The organism is Waltera intestinalis (assembly GCF_009695995.1).
Taxonomy (GTDB): Bacteria; Bacillota; Clostridia; order Lachnospirales; family Lachnospiraceae; genus Acetatifactor; species Acetatifactor intestinalis.
On sequence record NZ_VUMU01000001.1, the window covers coordinates 283,190 to 300,508 of the forward strand.

The window sequence follows — 17,319 nt, forward strand, 5'->3', positions numbered from 1 at the left end:
GAACCGCATTCGCCCTATAAATAGTTACAAAAAAGGATCAGTCCTAAGGGACTGATCCTTTTGGTTTGTCTTGCTATTAAGCTACAACAGTAACGTTGGTAGCACGGATCTTGCTGCTGTTCTGAGGATCGCACTCGGTATCGAAAGTTACCTTCTGGCCCTCTTCCAGAGACTTGAAACCATCAGCATTGATTGCGGAAAAGTGTACGAATACTTCCTCGCCGTTAGCATCGTTGGTGATGAAACCATAACCCTTCTGAGCATTGAACCACTTAACTGTACCGTTATTCATTATTGGTACCTCCTTTAATAATTCAGGCTTTGCCTGATCCTTTTGATGATTCTAAAACGTAGGACAAAAAAATCACATATTTTTGTAAAGCATCCGTGAAAAAGTAGCAATGTCTTACAAAAATATGTGAGATCAATGACTTTCATTTAGAATACGGTTAGAGTATACCATTGCCCCAATCGAAATGTCAATAATTATCTTTGATTTTTAGACCTATTTTCTTATGGAAAAAGCATATGATTTTAAGAGCAACAGGATGCGGAGAATGACGATGGATCTTAGATTTTTGGGAAAAGTATTACAAGGGGCGCTGATCGGTCTGGGAGCGGTACTCCCGGGGATATCCGGCGGCGTTTTAAGTGTAGTGTTCGGAGTCTATCGACCGATCATGGAGCTTTTGTCGGATCCGGTACATAAGTGGCGGACCCATCTGCCGGAATTGTTCCCTTATATGATCGGATCGGCAGCGGGATTTTTAGGGGTGGCGAATCTGTTATCATATGTACTAGAGACTTACCCGGAGCCTTCTGTCTGCGTGTTTGTGGGACTGATCGTGGGAATGCTTCCCTCGTTGTGGAGAGAAGCGGGAGAACAGGGCAGGAATGTGGGAAATGTGATCTTATCCTGCGTGACATTAGTGGCAATGCTTAGTCTGTTATTCTGGCTGCAGAATTCCCAAAATACCGTGGAGCCGGGATTTTTCAGCTTTTTGTTCTGCGGCTTTGCCTTTGCTCTGTCGGTGATCGCTCCGGGCATGAGCTTTTCAACAATATTGATGCCCTTGGGACTGTATACGCCCTTTGTGGAAGGAATCGGTCATGTGAGATTGGAGGTTCTGCTTCCGGGAGTAGCAGGGTGCGTGGTGACTTTCATCTGTCTGGCAAGACTGGTAAACCGGCTGTTTGAGAGGCAGTATGCGGTGATGTTTCATGGAATTCTCGGGATCGTCGGTGCGGCTACGGTGATGACCGTTCCCTGGGGCAGCTTTGCAACATCGGCGGATGCGGCATCCCGGAATCTGTTCTGCATGGCGGCGGGGATCGTGACAGCGATACTCTTGGATTTTATGAATGAAAAACTGGCATGTTTTCCCGAAAATGAGACAGAATAAGATGTAAGAGTCTTATTATGGAAAAAGGAAGGTAGAAACATGCAGATGTATGCGGTGGTGGCAACGGGAGTGCTGGGACTGCTGATCGGCTTCTGGTTGGGCAGGAGCATCCGCTGGAACATGGAAGAAACAGAAGAGGCGGTCAACAGACAGGAAGAGAGAAAAATAACAGGGAACAGACAGCTGGTTATGGAAGGCACCGCCATAGGGAGCCCGGTGAACGGCGAGATCAGGAAAAAATCGCAGGATACTTTGCAGGACACAACGGAAGAAGTGGAGGATGACAATACGAAGTGCATTACCATTCTGCCATCGGACGGCAGAGTCTATGCCCCCACTGCAGGAAAAGTGCTGAAGCTTTATCCTATGGGCAACCGGATCCGTTTCCGCACGGACAGCGGGGTGGAGCTGCTATTGAATATCTGTAAGGATAAAGAAGAACTTCATAGCACTTATTACCGCTGTAATGTCCTGCCCAATGAGATCGTGAGAAAAGGCAAGCTTCTCGTAGAATTTGATCAGGAAGGGCTGGCGAGAGAAGGCGTGGATACGGCGGTGACAGTGGAGATGTGTCAGACACCTGACCGGGGACGGATCGTTCGTACCTGGAAGGATTATATCCGGGCGGGCGAGGAACTGTTGTGGGTAGATTCCGTCTGCCTGCGGTAAGCTCCCGGAGTGGTATGGAAGGTATCCTGAAAGGCACGGAAAAAGGTACGGGAGCTGCCAAAGCCGGCATCCAGCGCAATCTGTGTCACGGAGAGCTCTGTGGACAGCAGAAGGTCTCTGGCATAATCAAGTCTTCTGGAATTCACATAATCCGGGAAAGTGGTGTGGAACTTTTCCGTAAATATCCGGGAGAGGACAAAACGGCTGACACCGAATTCTTTCGAGAGACTGTCCAGGGACAATTCCTTCGTGTAGTTGGCATCCAGATAGAGAAGCAGCCTCTGCTCCAGCTCCAGATCCTCCGTGCTTTTCCGGGTCTGCAGGGGGAGAGAGGGTAGGAGATCTGCCAAAAGGAGCGTCAGATACCCTTCCGCATAGATCTGCACATCAGAAGGAGTGGGACGATCTTTTTCCATGGTGGAAGCCAGAGCCTCGAGTCCCTGTAAGGCAATGTGGCTGTGCTCCGAGAGGGTGGAGACGGCAAAATCATTGCGTGAGGGTTTTTTATTCTGAAAAAAATGTCGGAAGGAATGACAGAAATCCGGCTCGAAGATACAGAGCAGATTCTGACCGGGTTCCACATGTTTTAAGCCGTGCATCTGGTTCGGAAAGACGAGGACACCCTGACCGGGAGTCAGCGGAAATTCCTGTTGTTCCACAGTGACCGTGGTGGAACCGCTTAAGACATAGATCAGCTCCAGCTGTCTGTGAAGATGGACGGCGTAAGGATTATTATTGGACAGATACAGATAGAGTTGTTCTTTGCGATTCTGATAAAAGAAACTCAAGGTGTTTTCCTCCTGCAACTTTTGTCACTATTATGACATTTATTCTATTGAAATGCAAGATTTGACACAAACTAATGGGAAATTGACACGCGATATGACGGAATATCTGCTATACTGATTTTATAAACAAACAGTAGCAAAAGGCTGCGGAATGGAGATACTATGGACAAGACGAAGATACATAAAATGTGGATCGCCGATCAGGGCGACGGCACCTATACCAACCCGATCCTGTATACGGATTACTCGGACCCGGATGCCATTCGTGTGGGAGAGGATTATTTTATGATCGCTTCCAGCTTCTGTAATACCCCCGCAGTTCCTCTGTTACATTCCAAGGATCTTGTGAACTGGAAGGTCATCAATTACATCATGGATAAACTTCCCTTTGAATATTATGACAAGCCGGTACACGGCTGCGGTACCTGGGCACCTGCCATCCGCTTCCATGAGGGAACTTACTACGTATTTATTCCCATGCCGGATGAGGGGATTATGATGTGCAAGACCACAGACCCGTGGGGCAAATGGAGCGAGCCTGCTTATGTCAGAAAGGTAGTGGGCTGGATCGATCCCTGCCCTTTCTGGGATGAGGACGGCAAAGCTTATATGGTAACTGCTTTCGCCAGAAGCCGTATCGGCTTCAAGAGCATGCTGTATATGTCTCCCATCGAACCGGACTGCTCCGTAGTGCTGGATGACGGTCAGTTCATCTATGACGGTCATGCGACCCAGCCCACCATCGAGGGTCCGAAGCTGTATAAGAGAAACGGCTATTACTATATCTTCGCTCCGGCAGGGGGCGTGAAGCCCGGCTGGCAGACCGTACTGCGGTCGAAAAATATTTATGGTCCCTGGGAAGAGAAAATCGTCCTGCACCAGGGCAATTCCCCCGTCAACGGACCTCACCAGGGTGCCTGGGTGGATACGCCGGACGGACAGGACTGGTTCCTGCATTTCCAGGATGTGGGCAATGCGGGACGTATCGTACATTTACAGCCCATGCACTGGGAAAATGACTGGCCGGTGATCGGAGTAAATGCCGTGGACGGCTGTGGTGAGCCGGTACTGCGTTACAAGAAGCCGGAAGTGGGAGCTGCATATCCCATCGATACCCCGGAGGACAGCGATTTCTTCGAAGGAGATCGTTTAGGACTGCAATGGCAGTGGAATGCCAATTATAAAAAGGAATGGTATGATCTGAAAGACGGTCAGCTCCTTCTCCATGCACAGGCGGCGGATCCGAAGACACAGCTGTGCGACATCAGCAATCTGTTATTGCAGAAGTGGCCGGCACCGGAATTTTCTGTTACCACCTGTCTGCATCTGGAGCAGATGAAGGACGGCGATGTGGCAGGACTGGTATCGCTGGGCGGATGTTATACAGCACTTGCAGTTCAGAAAATACACGGCAAAATGAGCCTGCAGCAGCGCACCGGCAACTGGACGAAGGACGATGAGGTGCGCACCGGTCTGGGCGAATGGAACAGTGATGTCATTTATATCCAGATGAAGGTGGAGAAGGAGACTTATCGCACGTTCTACGTGGGAACCACGGAAGAAAATTTACAGCCTGTGGGACAGATGGTGGAAGCAACTCCGGGCCGCTGGGTCGGTGTCAAGGACGGACTGTTTGCCATCAACGAACAGGGTGCGGCTGGCGGTTCGGTGGCTGCGGATTATTTTGTATATCAAAGTTTGTAGAAAATACCATTTACCGTATTTACAATGCAATGACAATGTACTATTTTGGCAGATGCTAATGTAAGGATAAAGGAATGATGTAAATCATGCCGGAAGAGAAAAAAATGTTATTTTCACAGGATGCATTGAAAAAATTATTGTGGCCGCTGATCATAGAACAGTTTCTGGCAATCGCAATGGGAATGGCTGACACAGTGATGGCGGCCAGCTGTGGAGAAGCCGTGGTATCCGGAATCTCCCTGGTGGACAGTATCTGTGTGTTATTGATCGGTCTGTTCACGGCCATGGCAAGCGGCGGTGCGGTAGTGGCGGCGCAATATATGGGACACGGAGATAAGGAGATGGTAGGCCGGGCCTCCAATCAGCTGTTTATAGCGGTTGGGGGTGTGGCCCTTCTGTTTATGACGATAGCGCTGATCTGGAACAAGGGACTGCTGGCATTGCTTTACGGCAATGTGGAAGCGGATGTCATGAGTGCTGCAAGAATTTATTTTTATATTGTGGCGGTGTCCTTTCCTTTTCTGGGAATTTATAACGGTGGTGCAGCTCTGTTCCGTGCGGTAGGAGATTCCAAGGTGTCCATGAAGGTATCTCTGGTGGCAAATCTGGTGAACGTAGTGGGAAATGCCATTTTGATCTACGGTGTTGGAATCGGTGCTGCAGGAGCGGCGCTGTCCACGCTTTTTTCCAGAGTATTGTCTGCGGTGATGATCGTAGTGCTGCTTAAGAAAAGTGACAAGATCATCATGAGCAATCATTGGAGGCTGGATACGAAAATTCTGGGAAAAATACTGTATATTGGCGTCCCGAACGGTCTGGAGAACAGTATATTCCAGGTTGGTAAGCTTCTGACCACCAGCCTGATCGCCGGATTTGGAATGGCAGCTACGACGGCAAATGCCGTAACAGGCAGCATTGCCAGCTTCCAGCAGATCCCTGCCAATGCCATCGGTGTGGCAATGATCACTGTGATCGGACAGTGCATCGGCGCAGGAGAAACAGAGCAGGCATTATATTATCTAAAAAAAATGATGAAAGTAGCATATGCCTGTATGAGCCTGTTGGGAATTCCCATGATTATTTTTGCTCGACCGATCTGCGGAATCTATCATCTGAGTCCGGAGACAATGAAAATAACTGTTTTTCTGTTATGTTACAGCTGTGTATGTTGTATGCTGGTGCATCCGTTGTCCTTTGCACAGTCCAATGCACTTCGCGCTGCGGGAGATGTGAGATTTACCATGATCGTGGCGATCGCTTCCATGTGGCTCTGCCGTGTGGGCATGGCATATATTTTAGGACAGGGTCTGGGACTTGGCGTTATCGGCGTCTGGATCGCTATGACCATGGACTGGGTCGTACGGGCATTTTTGTTTACTAACAGGATACGGACGGGAAAATGGCTGAAGTATAAGGACCGGCTGGTGAAGTAAAAAATATCTGCTGCACTAAAGTTTTACATTGACATATTTTTGAATGTGTTTTAGCATGTTTTTATAGTAGATTCCTAGGAATAGATAAGCTACTATATGACTAACACACAGCACACAGATAAGTGCAGAAATGAGGCAGAACATGAGCAAAAAGCCCTATGCAGAGCGTAATTTAAAATTCGAGACATTACAGTTACATGTGGGACAGGAGCAGCCCGATCCCGTGACCGGTGCGAGAGCCGTTCCCATTTATCAGACATCTTCTTATGTATTCCGCAACTGCGACCATGCAGCAGCACGCTTCGGACTGGAAGATCCCGGTGAGATCTACGGCCGTCTGGGCAACCCTACCCAGGGTGTCTTTGAGCAGCGTATTGCAGCATTAGAGGGCGGTACCGCAGCTCTGGCAGTAGCCAGCGGAGCGGCAGCTATCTGCTATACGATCCAGAACCTGGCAAAACAGGGAGATCACATTGTTTCTGCAAATAATATTTACGGCGGAACCTACAATCTGCTGGCGCATACCCTGGTGGACTACGGTGTGACCACTACTTTCGTGGCTCCTTCCGATTATGACAGGATCGAAGCAAGCTTCCGGGAGAACACCAAGGCGCTCTACATCGAGACCCTGGGCAATCCCAATTCTGATGTGGTAGACATCGAGCGTCTGGCACAGATCGCCCATGCACACAAGGTGCCTCTGGTAGTGGACAATACGTTTGCTACCCCTTATCTGGTACGTCCTTTTGAGTACGGCGCAGATATCGTGGTACATTCTGCAACCAAATTCATCGGCGGACACGGCACCAGCTTAGGCGGAGTGATCGTAGAGAATGGTAAATTTGACTGGGAGGGCAGCGGCAAGTTCCCTCATCTGTGCACTCCGAATCCCAGCTATCATGGTGTGACTTTCACCAAGGCAGCACCGGGCGCGGCTTTTGTGACCGCTATCCGTGCCATGCTCCTTCGAGATATGGGCGGCTGCATTTCCCCTTTCCATGCTTTTATTTTCTTACAGGGACTGGAGACACTGTCTCTGCGCGTGGAGCGTCATGTGGAGAATGCACTGAAGGTTGTACAGTATCTGAACAATCATCCTCAGGTAGAGCGTGTGCATCATCCTTCCGTATCCACCGATCCGGAGCAGCAGGCATTGTATCAAAAATATTTCCCGAATGGAGGCGGTTCCATCTTCACCTTCGAGATCAAGGGCGGCAAGGAGACAGCGAAAAAGTTCTGTGATAATCTGGAACTGTTCTCACTTCTGGCAAACGTGGCAGATGTGAAGTCTCTGGTCATCCATCCGGCTTCCACCACCCATGCACAGCTGTCTGAGGAAGAACTGAATGAGCAGGGAATCTACAGTAATACGATTCGTCTGTCTATCGGTACGGAGAATATTGATGATATCATTGAGGATCTGGAAGGCGGTTTCCAGTCTGTTTAAGGAGAGACCATGCTTTCATTAGCTGTTTTCTATTTTGTATTTTTAGGAACAGAGTATCTGTTTGATAACCGGATGGCGTTATATACGGATCCCACAGGAGTAGTGCTGGCGCAGAGCTATATTCTGGGAGTCAGTGCACTGGGTTTTCTGGCATATTCTCTGATAGAAAAATGGAAAAGCAAATCCGGGAATCCCACTGCGTTCAAGGCAGCGGGATTCTTCTTGCCGGTGCCGGTGATTGCAGGATATGTACTGCTGTTTGCCGGGACCGGGTACCGGATACGATATGACGGCGGCACAACAGAAAGTGGCAGGAGCGGTATCGGCGCAGGCAGTGGAACTGGATCTGAACCAGATCGTAGCCAAAGGGGATGGCACGAACTGGGAAACAAAGATTACGGAATTTACCAATCCGATTACATTAAGTCTTGGAATTAACAACTACGATGCAAATTATGACTACGTGGTAGTGAGAGATCATAACGGAACTACCACTGCATTGCCTACGAAAGTGATCGATGGAAAAGTCACCTTCGAGACCAATCAGTTTTCTACATATGTCATTGTGAAAAAGGAAAAGACGACCGCAGGTACCAGTACCGGTGGAAGCTCTCACGAGGATTCTAAAGGAAACGATAACAACAGTTCTGATGCACAGCCTGCTACAACACAGGCAGTGACGCAGGAATTGGATGTAGTACCGAAGACGGGAGAAGGCATCGCAACTTATATAACGGAGATCATGTCACTTTTTGGGGGAATTCTTCTGATTACCATGGGAATCTTACTTCAGAGAAAGCGCGGATAAAAAAGCATTAGGAAATCTACCTTGCAAAACAGAAATAAGTTCAGTATAATATAAACGAAAACCAAAAACAGTCAGCTGAAAGGCCGCAGTAATGCGGCTTTTCTAAGACACACAAGTTAGCATAAGCTAACCGCATAACTCTATACAGTGGTTAGACAAAACTAACAAAAAGAAATGGCAAAAATGCAAGAAAGTGAGAGATGTCCATGCAATACAAGATTGAGAAGAACACCGTACAGGAGACACTGATCATCCCGCTTTATTCCCGGAAGCTATGCTCGGAGTTGTATCCGAACCTATATCGGGACGAGATGGCGGTACACCTGATCGACCAGATCGACTATGATTTTTCACAGGTGGAGAAAAAATCCCACGGCCTGATGCAGCGTTTCGGTTCGCTGGAGGTTGCCATGCGGCAGAATGACTTTGCATGTGAGGTACAAAATTACCTGGCAGATCATCCTGATGCGGCGGTGGTTAATTTGGGTTGTGGACTTGACAGTACGGGAAGAGCCTATGACAATGGCAGCTGTAAAAATTACAATCTGGATTTTCCGGATGTTATCGCCGTACGCAATCAATTACTGCCCGCCGGAGACCGTGAGGAAAATATTCCCTGCAATTTGAATGATACGGAATGGTTTACCAAAATCGACGCGTCCGAAGGGGCGATATTTTTTGCCTCCGGAGTATTCTATTATTTTCTGACGGAGCAAGTCAGGACGCTGGTACAGGCAATGGCTGACAGTTTTCCCGGTGGTGTGCTGGTATTCGACGCGGCGAACCGGACAGCGGTTAAGATGATAGCAAAGACATGGCTAAGGAGCGCTAAAATTCAGGATGTGGGCGCGTATTTTGCGGTTTCGGATGCGAAAAGTGAGCTTTCCCCGTGGGACAGCAGATTGCAGGTTACAAGCCGTGGCTATATGCTGGGCTATAATGATCTTCGAGACCCTTCCGTCAGCGGATTATTCCGCTTCCTTGCCAGAACCGGCGACGGAATCATGAAGATGCAGATCGTAAGGATCTGCTTTGGTCAGAGGTGAACTGGCAGGAATTAGAAAGTAACTCTTGACAAATACCCTATGGGGGTATATCTTGTAGATAAGATACCCCCGTAGGGTATTTTGTATGGCTGCAACAATTAGTCCTTCTACATACATTGAACGCTGTTATGTGATCGGAGGACAATAAAGAATATGTGGACATTTAGAAAAAATAGCAGGAACCGGCTTCAGAATGGGAGAAAGTATGGCAGAACAAATAGAAGAAAAAATAGAAGAAAAATTAGAAGAGAAGGGCATGGAATGTTGTCATTGTCATCAGAAAGCAACACCCCGCTCTGAAAAAGAAAAAAAACAATTGCAGAACCGTTTAAGCCGCATGGCCGGGCAGTTAAACGGTATCAGCCGGATGTTGGAAGAGAACCGCTATTGCGGAGACATCCTGACGCAGGTAGCTGCGGTGGAGAGCGCTCTGCAGGCTTTTGGCTATGCGATTCTGAAGGAGCATATGGAGACCTGCGTGGTGGAAGAGATCCGGAAGGGGAATACTGCTATCGTAGAGGAAGCAGTGGATCTGGTGAAAAAATTGAAATAAGTAGAGGCATGACTGCAGATAAAACTGTAAATTCGTGCGGTAAGGCACTGAAAATAACGGAAACTTTGCAGGTTATGGAAAGGCAGGGTTATTTTTATGAAGGAAAGATATCATGTTACGGGAATGTCCTGCTCTGCATGCTCTTCGCATGTGGAAAAGGCAGTCAATAAACTGGAAAATGTGGAAAAAGCATCCGTGAATCTGTTAACAGAGACCATGGATGTGACCTATGACGAGACGAAGATCACTTCGACGGAAATTATCAATGCTGTGGTGAAAGCAGGCTACGGTGCTTCGGTAATGACCGAAGGCAGTGCGGCAGGTGCAGGCGGACGGAGCACTTCCGGGAATGCGGGAAGTACAGGAAGGTCCGTAGCCGACGGCAAGCAGGAATTGCAGCAGAAGCTGGATGCGGATGCAAGAGCCATGAAATGGCGGCTTGGAATCTCCATCGGGTTCCTGATCCCGTTAATGTATGTGTCCATGCACCATATGCTCAAAGAATGGTTTGGGATTCCGGTCCCCGCATTTATCGTGAATACCATGCATGGTAATGCCAACGCCATGAATTTCGCACTGACACAGTTTTTATTGTTGTTGCCGATTCTGTATGTGAACCGGAAGTTTTTCTCCGTAGGATTTAAAACCCTGGCGCACCGCAGCCCGAACATGGACAGCCTGATCGCCTTAGGATCCGGCGCGGCGCTTGTGTACGGCATTTTCGCCATGTACCGGATCAGCTATGGCTTAGGCTACGGTGACATGGCAGTAGTAGAGCATTATTCCCACGATCTGTATTTTGAATCCTCCGGTACGATCCTGACCCTGATCACGGTCGGAAAATATCTGGAGAGCCGTTCCAAGGGCAAGACCAGTGAGGCTATTACCAAACTGATGAATCTGGCTCCCAAGGTGGCAGTCCTCGTGACCGGGGACGGGCAGGAGAAGGAGGTGCCTACGGAAAGTCTGCAAAAGGGTGATATATTTCTGGTAAAGCCCGGAAGTCTGGTACCGGTGGATGGTATCGTGCTGGAGGGTAACTCCAGCGTGGACGAAGCAGCCATCACCGGTGAGAGTGTCCCTGTGGAGAAGCAGGCAGGCGACCATGTGGTCTCTGCAACCGTGAACAAGGCGGGCTTCTTAAAATGTCGTGCGGATCGTGTCGGTGATGACACCACGCTGGCACAGATCATCCGCCTGGTGGAAGAAGCCAGCGCCAGCAAGGCTCCGATCGCACAACTGGCAGATAAAGTGGCAGGGGTCTTCGTGCCTACGGTCATTACCATTTCACTGATCACACTGGTCGTATGGCTGCTAAACGGCGCCACTGCGGAATTCGCTATTTCCACAGCCATTGCCGTACTGGTGATTTCCTGTCCCTGCGCGCTGGGACTGGCAACTCCGGTGGCTATCATGGTAGGGACCGGCGTAGGAGCAGGTAATGGCATCCTGATCAAGACCGGGGAAGCTTTACAGCAGGCTAAGGAGATCGACACCGTGGTACTGGACAAGACCGGAACCATCACAAGCGGCAAGTTAAAAGTAGAAGAAGTAGGCGGTTATCAGAGTGATTTTCCTGCGGATGCCATGATGCAGATCGCGGCGGCACTGGAGAAAAAGAGTGAGCATCCGCTGGCAGAGGCGGTAGTGGAATATGCGGAAAGCTTCCAACTGACAATTCCGGAGATCGTGGATTTCAAGGCAACCTTCGGCCGTGGTGTGGAAGGTGCTCTGGCAGCAGATTTCCATGCAGAGAAAGTTGCAAAAAAGGATGGTCCCACGGCGGTATTTTATGCAGGGAAAAGTGATAGGACTGCGGATGTACCGGAAAATTCAGGCAAGATCGCAGAACAGAATCCGGCAACCGGAATTGCAAGATCAGATGCAGACAGTGTGACATTCCCGGCAGGCACAAAGTTCTATGTAGGCAATCTTGCATTTTTACAGGAGAAAAATATCACACTGCCGCAGGGAGCCGCAGAAGGTCTGAACCGGATGGCAGACAAAGGCATGACACCGCTTCTGGTGGCGCAGGAAGGAAGATTCTTAGGGATCATCGGTGTATCAGATACTGTCAAAGCCACCTCCTATGAAGCAATCAATGCATGGGAGAAAATGGGCGTCAGGGTCATTATGCTGACCGGAGACAACCGCCGCACCGCGGAAGCTGTACGGCAGAAGTTAGGGATCTCCGAAGTCGTGGCAGAGGTACTGCCGCAGGATAAGGAGAAAAAGGTCAGTGAGTTAAAGCGTCAGGGACACAAGGTGGCAATGATCGGTGACGGTATCAACGATGCTCCCGCACTGGCGGCAGCAGATGTGGGTATGGCCATTGGCGCGGGTACCGATGTCGCCATGGAGAGTGCCGACATTATCCTGATGAAAAACGATCTTCGGGATGCTGTAACAGCCATGAAGCTGAGCCGTGCCGTGATCCGCAATATTAAGGAAAACCTGTTCTGGGCATTTTTCTACAACTGCATCGGCATCCCTCTGGCAGCCGGTGTGTTGTATCCGGCGTTCCAGATCCGGCTGAATCCCATGTTTGGCGCGGCAGCCATGAGCTTAAGCAGTATCTTCGTCGTGGGAAATGCCCTGCGGCTGAGAGGTTTTAAGAGCGGATTCACTCCGCTGAAAAAGGGAACACCGAAAGCATCCCATAAGGAAACAGAGATAGCGCATGCAGCTGCGGAGGAAGAACAGTGCATATTGAAAGCCCCCGCAGAGCAAAATAACAGACAAGATGTAAAGCAGGAGAAAGAGAGGACAAACACAATGACAAAAGTAATCAGCATCGAAGGAATGATGTGCAACCACTGCACCGGAACCGTACAGAAAGCACTGGAGGCAGTAGAAGGTGTGAAAGCCGTAACCATGAGTCTGGAGCAGAAAAACGCTGTCGTGGAACTGGCTTCCGATGTGGCAGATGAGGTACTGACCAAGGCTGTGGTGGACGCAGGATATGAAGTGAAGGGAATTACCACAAAATAAGGTTTTACCGTCAGCTTTTACCAACGTAAAAGGAAAAATGGCGCTGTCCAGATGTTATGTTTACAGACATGACACTGGGCAGCGCCGTTTTTTCCTGTATAGACCCATGCAGAAGGAAAAAATAATTTTCCAAAGATTCTATATAAAGTTTATAATTTCTTAATTGATTTTCTTTGAATAAGTGTTATAGTAACAATAGAACAGATGAGACAGAAAGCCTGTGAGTCTGTTCTATGCCAAATAAATATTGTCAAAGCTTTTTATGAATGCAGGCATTCAACAAAGCGCAGGCAATATTTAATGGCTCTGAACACTTGCAAATTGCATAACCTTATGTGAGGAGGCGAACGATTATGAATATTGATAAATTTACACAGAAATCCATAGAAGCCGTCAACGGCTGTGAAAAGCTTGCCATGGAATATGGCAACCAGGAGATCGAGCAGGAGCATCTGCTGTACAGTCTGCTGACGTTGGATGACAGCCTGATCTTAAAGCTTGTGGAGAAGATGGAGATCCAAAAGGATCACTTTGTAAACCGTGCAAAACAGGCTCTGGAGAAAAGAGTAAAGGTGCAGGGCGGTCAGCCTTATGTCGGTCAGTATCTGAACAAGGTACTGGTCAGCGCATCAGATGAGGCAAAGCAGATGGGAGATGAATATGTCTCCGTTGAGCATCTGTTCCTTGCCATGATCAGGAATCCCAACAAGGAGATTGCCGAGATCTGGAAGGAATACGGCATCACAAGAGAGCGTTTTTTACAGGCTCTGTCTACCGTAAGAGGCAACCAGAGAGTTACCAGTGACAATCCGGAGGCTACTTATGATACTTTGGAAAAATACGGTCAGGATCTGGTGGAGAAAGCGAGAAACCAGAAGCTGGATCCTGTCATCGGACGAGACAGTGAGATCCGTAACGTGGTACGTATCCTGTCCCGTAAAACGAAGAACAACCCTGTATTGATCGGTGAACCCGGTGTCGGTAAGACCGCCGTGGTGGAAGGGCTGGCACAACGTATTGTAAAAGGTGATGTACCGCAGGGACTGAAGGATAAGAAGATTTTCGCATTGGATATGGGTGCACTGGTAGCCGGCGCAAAATACAGAGGTGAATTTGAGGAACGTCTGAAAGCCGTACTGGATGATGTGAAGAACAGCGACGGACAGATCATTCTGTTCATTGATGAGCTGCATACCATTGTTGGTGCCGGTAAGACAGATGGCGCTCTGGATGCAGGCAATATGTTAAAACCTATGCTGGCCCGTGGTGAACTGCACTGTATCGGTGCTACCACACTGGATGAATACAGACAGTATATTGAAAAAGATGCCGCTTTGGAACGGCGTTTCCAGCCGGTTATGGTAGAAGAACCTACTGTGGAGGACACGATTTCTATCCTGCGTGGACTGAAGGATCGTTACGAAGTATATCATGGTGTTAAGATCATGGATAATGCGCTGGTAAGTGCAGCGGTACTTTCCAACCGTTATATCACCGACAGATTCCTGCCGGATAAGGCAATCGACCTGGTGGATGAAGCCTGCGCCCTGATCAAGACCGAGATGGACAGTATGCCTACGGAGCTGGATGAACTGCAACGTAAGGTGACACAGCTGGAGATCGAGGAGACTGCTCTGAAAAAAGAGGATGACCGGATCAGTAAGGAACGTCTGGCTGATCTGCAGAAGGAACTGGCAGAGTTAAAGGATCAGTTCAATACGAGAAAAGCACAGTGGGATAACGAGAAGGCATCCGTAGATAAGCTTTCCAAGCTGCGTGAGGAGAGAGACCGTATCAACAACGAGATCCAGATCGCAGAGCGGGAAGGAGACTATGAGAATGCGGGCAGATTAAAATACAGTGAACTTCCTGCACTGGAGAAACAGCTGGAGCAGGAGGAAAATAAGGTCGGCGAATCGGATATGTCTTTGGTGCATGAAAAGGTATCGGAGGAAGAGATCGCAAGGATCATTTCCCGCTGGACCGGCATACCGGTAGCAAAACTGACCGAGAGTGAGCGTAACAAGACCCTTCACCTCGACGAAGAACTGCACAAACGTGTAGTTGGACAGGACGAAGGTGTGACCAAGGTTACCGAAGCCATCATCCGTTCCAAAGCCGGCATCAAGGATCCCAGCAAGCCCATCGGTTCCTTCCTGTTCTTAGGACCTACCGGTGTAGGTAAGACGGAGCTGGCGAAGAGCCTGGCAGCAGCACTGTTTGACGACGAGAACAACATGGTTCGTATCGATATGAGTGAATACATGGAGAAATATTCTGTCTCCCGTCTGATCGGTGCGCCTCCCGGATACGTAGGATACGAAGAGGGCGGTCAGCTGACAGAAGCTGTTCGGAGAAAACCTTACAGCGTGGTATTGTTTGATGAGATCGAAAAGGCACATCCGGATGTATTCAATGTATTGTTACAGGTACTGGATGATGGGCGCATCACCGATTCTCAGGGTCGTACTGTAGACTTCAAGAATACCATACTGATCATGACCTCCAACATCGGCGCAAGCTATCTGTTGGACGGTATCAACGAAGACGGCACCATCAAGCCGGAGGCAGAGGCAGCAGTCATGAACGATCTGCGTGCTCATTTCCGTCCGGAATTTCTGAACCGTCTGGATGAGACGATCCTGTTCAAGCCTCTGACCAAAGATAATATCGGCGGTATCATTCATCTGATCATTGCCGATCTGAACAAGCGTCTGGAGGATAAGCAGTTGACGATCCGTTTGTCGGACGAGGCTATGCAGTACATCGTGGATAACGCGTATGATCCGGTCTATGGTGCACGACCTCTGAAACGTTATATTCAGAAGTATGTGGAGACCCTGGCTGCCAAGATGATCCTGGCAGATCAGGTGGAGGAGGGCGATACCATCGTCATTACCGTGGAAGGTGATAAGCTTTCCGCCAAATGTGAGAAAGGCTCTAAAAATAAATAAACAGTAATACAAAAAGCGAAAGTGGCAGACTTGTCATTTTCGCTTTTTTCGTTTAAGATGTTATAGTAATAATATTTTAAAAGCGAGGTTTTTTTATGATACCACAGGATCCGGTCATGTTATTAAGCTTTATCAATCTGAAACTCCGTGACTATTACGGAAGCCTGGAGCAGCTCTGCGATGATCTTGATGTGAATGAACACGAGATCAGGGATAAGCTGGCATCCATCGATTATCATTACAATGAAGAGAGGAATCAGTTTGTATAATACAACCAGCAGTCTTACAGGAAAAAAGGGAACCAGATGTCTGATCTGCACCGGCTGCGGCAGATGTCCCGGAGTGATCCGGGGGATGCAGGTGGTGACGGAAAAGCTGGAGCTTCCTCCGTTATCATTGCAGAATACGGAAGGTATCCGGCTGATGACAGTGGATATCGGAACGACTACCATTGCTATGCAGCTCTATGATGCAGACGGTAAAGTAGTGGACAGTTTTCCGAGTGTGAATCCACAGGTCAGCTACGGTGCCGATGTACTCTCACGGATAGAGGCGGCAAGGGATCCGGGGAAAGCAGCGGATATGCAGAAAAAAGTCCTGGGCCTCATTGAAAAGGGAGTGCAGCGGTTTTCCAAAAAAATACAGGAGAAGGAGTCTATACAGATGGTCATTGCGGCGAATACCACTATGACCTATCTGCTGATGGGCTGGGATCCGGCAGAGCTGGGCAGGGCACCTTTTCAGGTAAGTCATTGCGGAGCTGTGGACACGCAGATCGCAGGCATTTCCTGTCATATCATTCCCGGATTGTCTGCTTTTGTCGGCGGGGACATCACAGCAGGAATACTGGCCTGTCAAATGTTGGAGCAGGAGGAGCCCATGCTGCTTATCGATCTGGGTACCAACGGTGAGATGGCGCTGGGTAATAGACAGAAGCTGTATGCCTGTGCCACGGCGGCCGGACCTGCCTTCGAGGGCGGGGCAAACCGTGGTATTTGGGGCGCGGATATGGTGAAATTGTTACAAAAGCTTCTGGAAGAAGGACTGATGGATCGGCAGGGACTGTTAAAGGAACCCTATTTTACTAAGGGGATCCGTATCGGAGATGTACTTGTCACGAAAGAAGCCGTGCGTGCGGTACAACTGGCGAAGGGAGCCATTGCCGCAGGCATAGAGATCCTGACGGAAAGCTATGGAATCAGACTTTCGGATATTTCCAAGGTAGTGCTGGCAGGAGGCTTTGGCTATTACCTGGATCCGAAGGCAGCTGCAGCCATCGGACTGCTTCCGAAGGAACTTACAGATCGTACCGTGACCGGCGGCAACACGGCACTTAGTGGTGCTGCACTGGTGGGAAACAGGATGCTGACCGGACAGCTGCGAGCATGGGATGATCTGCGCAGATGGCACGAATTACAGATTCAGATATTGAATTTGGCGGAGCAGGTAAAATTCACAGAAACATTCTTAAAAAAGATGGATTTTTGTTAAAATTGCGCAAAAAATATAACAAAACGCATAAA

Annotated in this window: 14 protein-coding genes; 12 read left to right on the forward strand and 2 right to left on the reverse strand. The window is 48.9% G+C overall.

All coding sequences use genetic code 11. The features are described 5' to 3' along the window. Window positions 1–76: 76 nt before the first annotated feature. Window positions 77–292 (reverse strand): cold-shock protein, encoded by a 216-nt coding sequence (locus FYJ59_RS01365; protein ID WP_022154211.1) that lies wholly within the window; start codon window positions 290–292, stop codon window positions 77–79. A gap of 265 nt (window positions 293–557) precedes the next feature. On the opposite strand from FYJ59_RS01365, the gene FYJ59_RS01370 reads away from it, so the two are divergent. Together FYJ59_RS01370 and FYJ59_RS01375 are read left to right on the forward strand one after the other, a co-directional pair. After that, window positions 558–1,403: a DUF368 domain-containing protein gene (locus FYJ59_RS01370; RefSeq protein ID WP_235897867.1), complete on the forward strand. Its 846-nt coding sequence runs from the start codon at window positions 558–560 to the stop codon at window positions 1,401–1,403. A gap of 39 nt (window positions 1,404–1,442) precedes the next feature. Further along, complete coding sequence (locus tag FYJ59_RS01375; RefSeq protein ID WP_154494952.1) at window positions 1,443–2,072, forward strand: PTS glucose transporter subunit IIA; 630 nt, start codon at window positions 1,443–1,445, stop codon at window positions 2,070–2,072. Here the strand turns inward: FYJ59_RS01375 and FYJ59_RS01380 are convergent. Beyond that, complete coding sequence (locus FYJ59_RS01380; RefSeq protein ID WP_205839420.1) at window positions 2,018–2,860, reverse strand: AraC family transcriptional regulator; 843 nt, start codon at window positions 2,858–2,860, stop codon at window positions 2,018–2,020. The two genes, FYJ59_RS01375 and FYJ59_RS01380, sit on opposite strands and share 55 nt — an antisense overlap. A 162-nt stretch (window positions 2,861–3,022) precedes the next feature. Here FYJ59_RS01380 and FYJ59_RS01385 point away from each other — a divergent pair, with 162 nt between their 5' ends. The 10 genes from FYJ59_RS01385 (at window position 3,023) to FYJ59_RS01430 (ending at window position 17,287) form a co-directional block, all read left to right on the forward strand. Further along, window positions 3,023–4,564, forward strand: a complete 1,542-nt coding sequence (locus tag FYJ59_RS01385; protein WP_235897868.1) for a glycoside hydrolase family 43 protein — start codon at window positions 3,023–3,025, stop codon at window positions 4,562–4,564. A 104-nt stretch (window positions 4,565–4,668) separates the two neighbouring features. Next, the gene (locus FYJ59_RS01390) at window positions 4,669–5,997 is read left to right on the forward strand and encodes an MATE family efflux transporter (RefSeq protein WP_235897869.1); all 1,329 of its coding nucleotides are present in this window, start codon (window positions 4,669–4,671) and stop codon (window positions 5,995–5,997) included. A gap of 142 nt (window positions 5,998–6,139) precedes the next feature. Next, window positions 6,140–7,444, forward strand: coding sequence for an O-acetylhomoserine aminocarboxypropyltransferase/cysteine synthase family protein (locus FYJ59_RS01395; RefSeq protein ID WP_118547921.1), 1,305 nt, complete (start codon window positions 6,140–6,142; stop codon window positions 7,442–7,444). Window positions 7,445–7,691: 247 nt separating this feature from the next. Continuing rightward, complete coding sequence (locus FYJ59_RS01400) at window positions 7,692–8,252, forward strand: hypothetical protein (RefSeq protein ID WP_154494955.1); 561 nt, start codon at window positions 7,692–7,694, stop codon at window positions 8,250–8,252. A gap of 206 nt (window positions 8,253–8,458) precedes the next feature. After that, the gene (locus FYJ59_RS01405; protein WP_154494956.1) at window positions 8,459–9,298 is read left to right on the forward strand and encodes a class I SAM-dependent methyltransferase; all 840 of its coding nucleotides are present in this window, start codon (window positions 8,459–8,461) and stop codon (window positions 9,296–9,298) included. Between the two features lie 205 nt (window positions 9,299–9,503). After that, window positions 9,504–9,851, forward strand: coding sequence for a metal-sensing transcriptional repressor (locus tag FYJ59_RS01410; RefSeq protein WP_235897870.1), 348 nt, complete (start codon window positions 9,504–9,506; stop codon window positions 9,849–9,851). A 96-nt stretch (window positions 9,852–9,947) separates the two neighbouring features. After that, complete coding sequence (locus FYJ59_RS01415; RefSeq protein WP_154494957.1) at window positions 9,948–12,842, forward strand: heavy metal translocating P-type ATPase; 2,895 nt, start codon at window positions 9,948–9,950, stop codon at window positions 12,840–12,842. Window positions 12,843–13,195: 353 nt separating this feature from the next. Next, the gene (gene clpB / locus FYJ59_RS01420; RefSeq protein WP_154494958.1) at window positions 13,196–15,796 is read left to right on the forward strand and encodes an ATP-dependent chaperone ClpB; all 2,601 of its coding nucleotides are present in this window, start codon (window positions 13,196–13,198) and stop codon (window positions 15,794–15,796) included. A gap of 95 nt (window positions 15,797–15,891) precedes the next feature. Then, a complete protein-coding gene (locus FYJ59_RS01425; RefSeq protein ID WP_154494959.1) occupies window positions 15,892–16,065 on the forward strand; it encodes a DUF4250 domain-containing protein in 174 nt (57 codons plus the stop codon). Further along, window positions 16,058–17,287, forward strand: coding sequence for an ASKHA domain-containing protein (locus FYJ59_RS01430; protein WP_205839421.1), 1,230 nt, complete (start codon window positions 16,058–16,060; stop codon window positions 17,285–17,287). Before FYJ59_RS01425 ends, FYJ59_RS01430 begins: the two co-directional genes overlap by 8 nt. The last annotated feature ends 32 nt before the right edge of the window (window positions 17,288–17,319 follow it).

Bases quoted from the DNA above. Each gene is read 5' to 3' on its own strand.
- FYJ59_RS01415 (WP_154494957.1), top strand. From the start codon at position 9,948: ATGAAGGAAAGATATCATGTTACGGGAATGTCCTGCTCTGCATGCTCT.
- FYJ59_RS01365 (WP_022154211.1), bottom strand. From the start codon at position 292: ATGAATAACGGTACAGTTAAGTGGTTCAATGCTCAGAAGGGTTATGGT.
- FYJ59_RS01375 (WP_154494952.1), top strand. From the start codon at position 1,443: ATGCAGATGTATGCGGTGGTGGCAACGGGAGTGCTGGGACTGCTGATC.
- FYJ59_RS01405 (WP_154494956.1), top strand. From the start codon at position 8,459: ATGCAATACAAGATTGAGAAGAACACCGTACAGGAGACACTGATCATC.
- FYJ59_RS01385 (WP_235897868.1), top strand. From the start codon at position 3,023: ATGGACAAGACGAAGATACATAAAATGTGGATCGCCGATCAGGGCGAC.
- clpB (WP_154494958.1), top strand. From the start codon at position 13,196: ATGAATATTGATAAATTTACACAGAAATCCATAGAAGCCGTCAACGGC.
- FYJ59_RS01425 (WP_154494959.1), top strand. From the start codon at position 15,892: ATGATACCACAGGATCCGGTCATGTTATTAAGCTTTATCAATCTGAAA.
- FYJ59_RS01410 (WP_235897870.1), top strand. From the start codon at position 9,504: ATGGCAGAACAAATAGAAGAAAAAATAGAAGAAAAATTAGAAGAGAAG.
- FYJ59_RS01390 (WP_235897869.1), top strand. From the start codon at position 4,669: ATGTTATTTTCACAGGATGCATTGAAAAAATTATTGTGGCCGCTGATC.
- FYJ59_RS01395 (WP_118547921.1), top strand. From the start codon at position 6,140: ATGAGCAAAAAGCCCTATGCAGAGCGTAATTTAAAATTCGAGACATTA.
- FYJ59_RS01400 (WP_154494955.1), top strand. From the start codon at position 7,692: ATGTACTGCTGTTTGCCGGGACCGGGTACCGGATACGATATGACGGCG.
- FYJ59_RS01370 (WP_235897867.1), top strand. From the start codon at position 558: ATGACGATGGATCTTAGATTTTTGGGAAAAGTATTACAAGGGGCGCTG.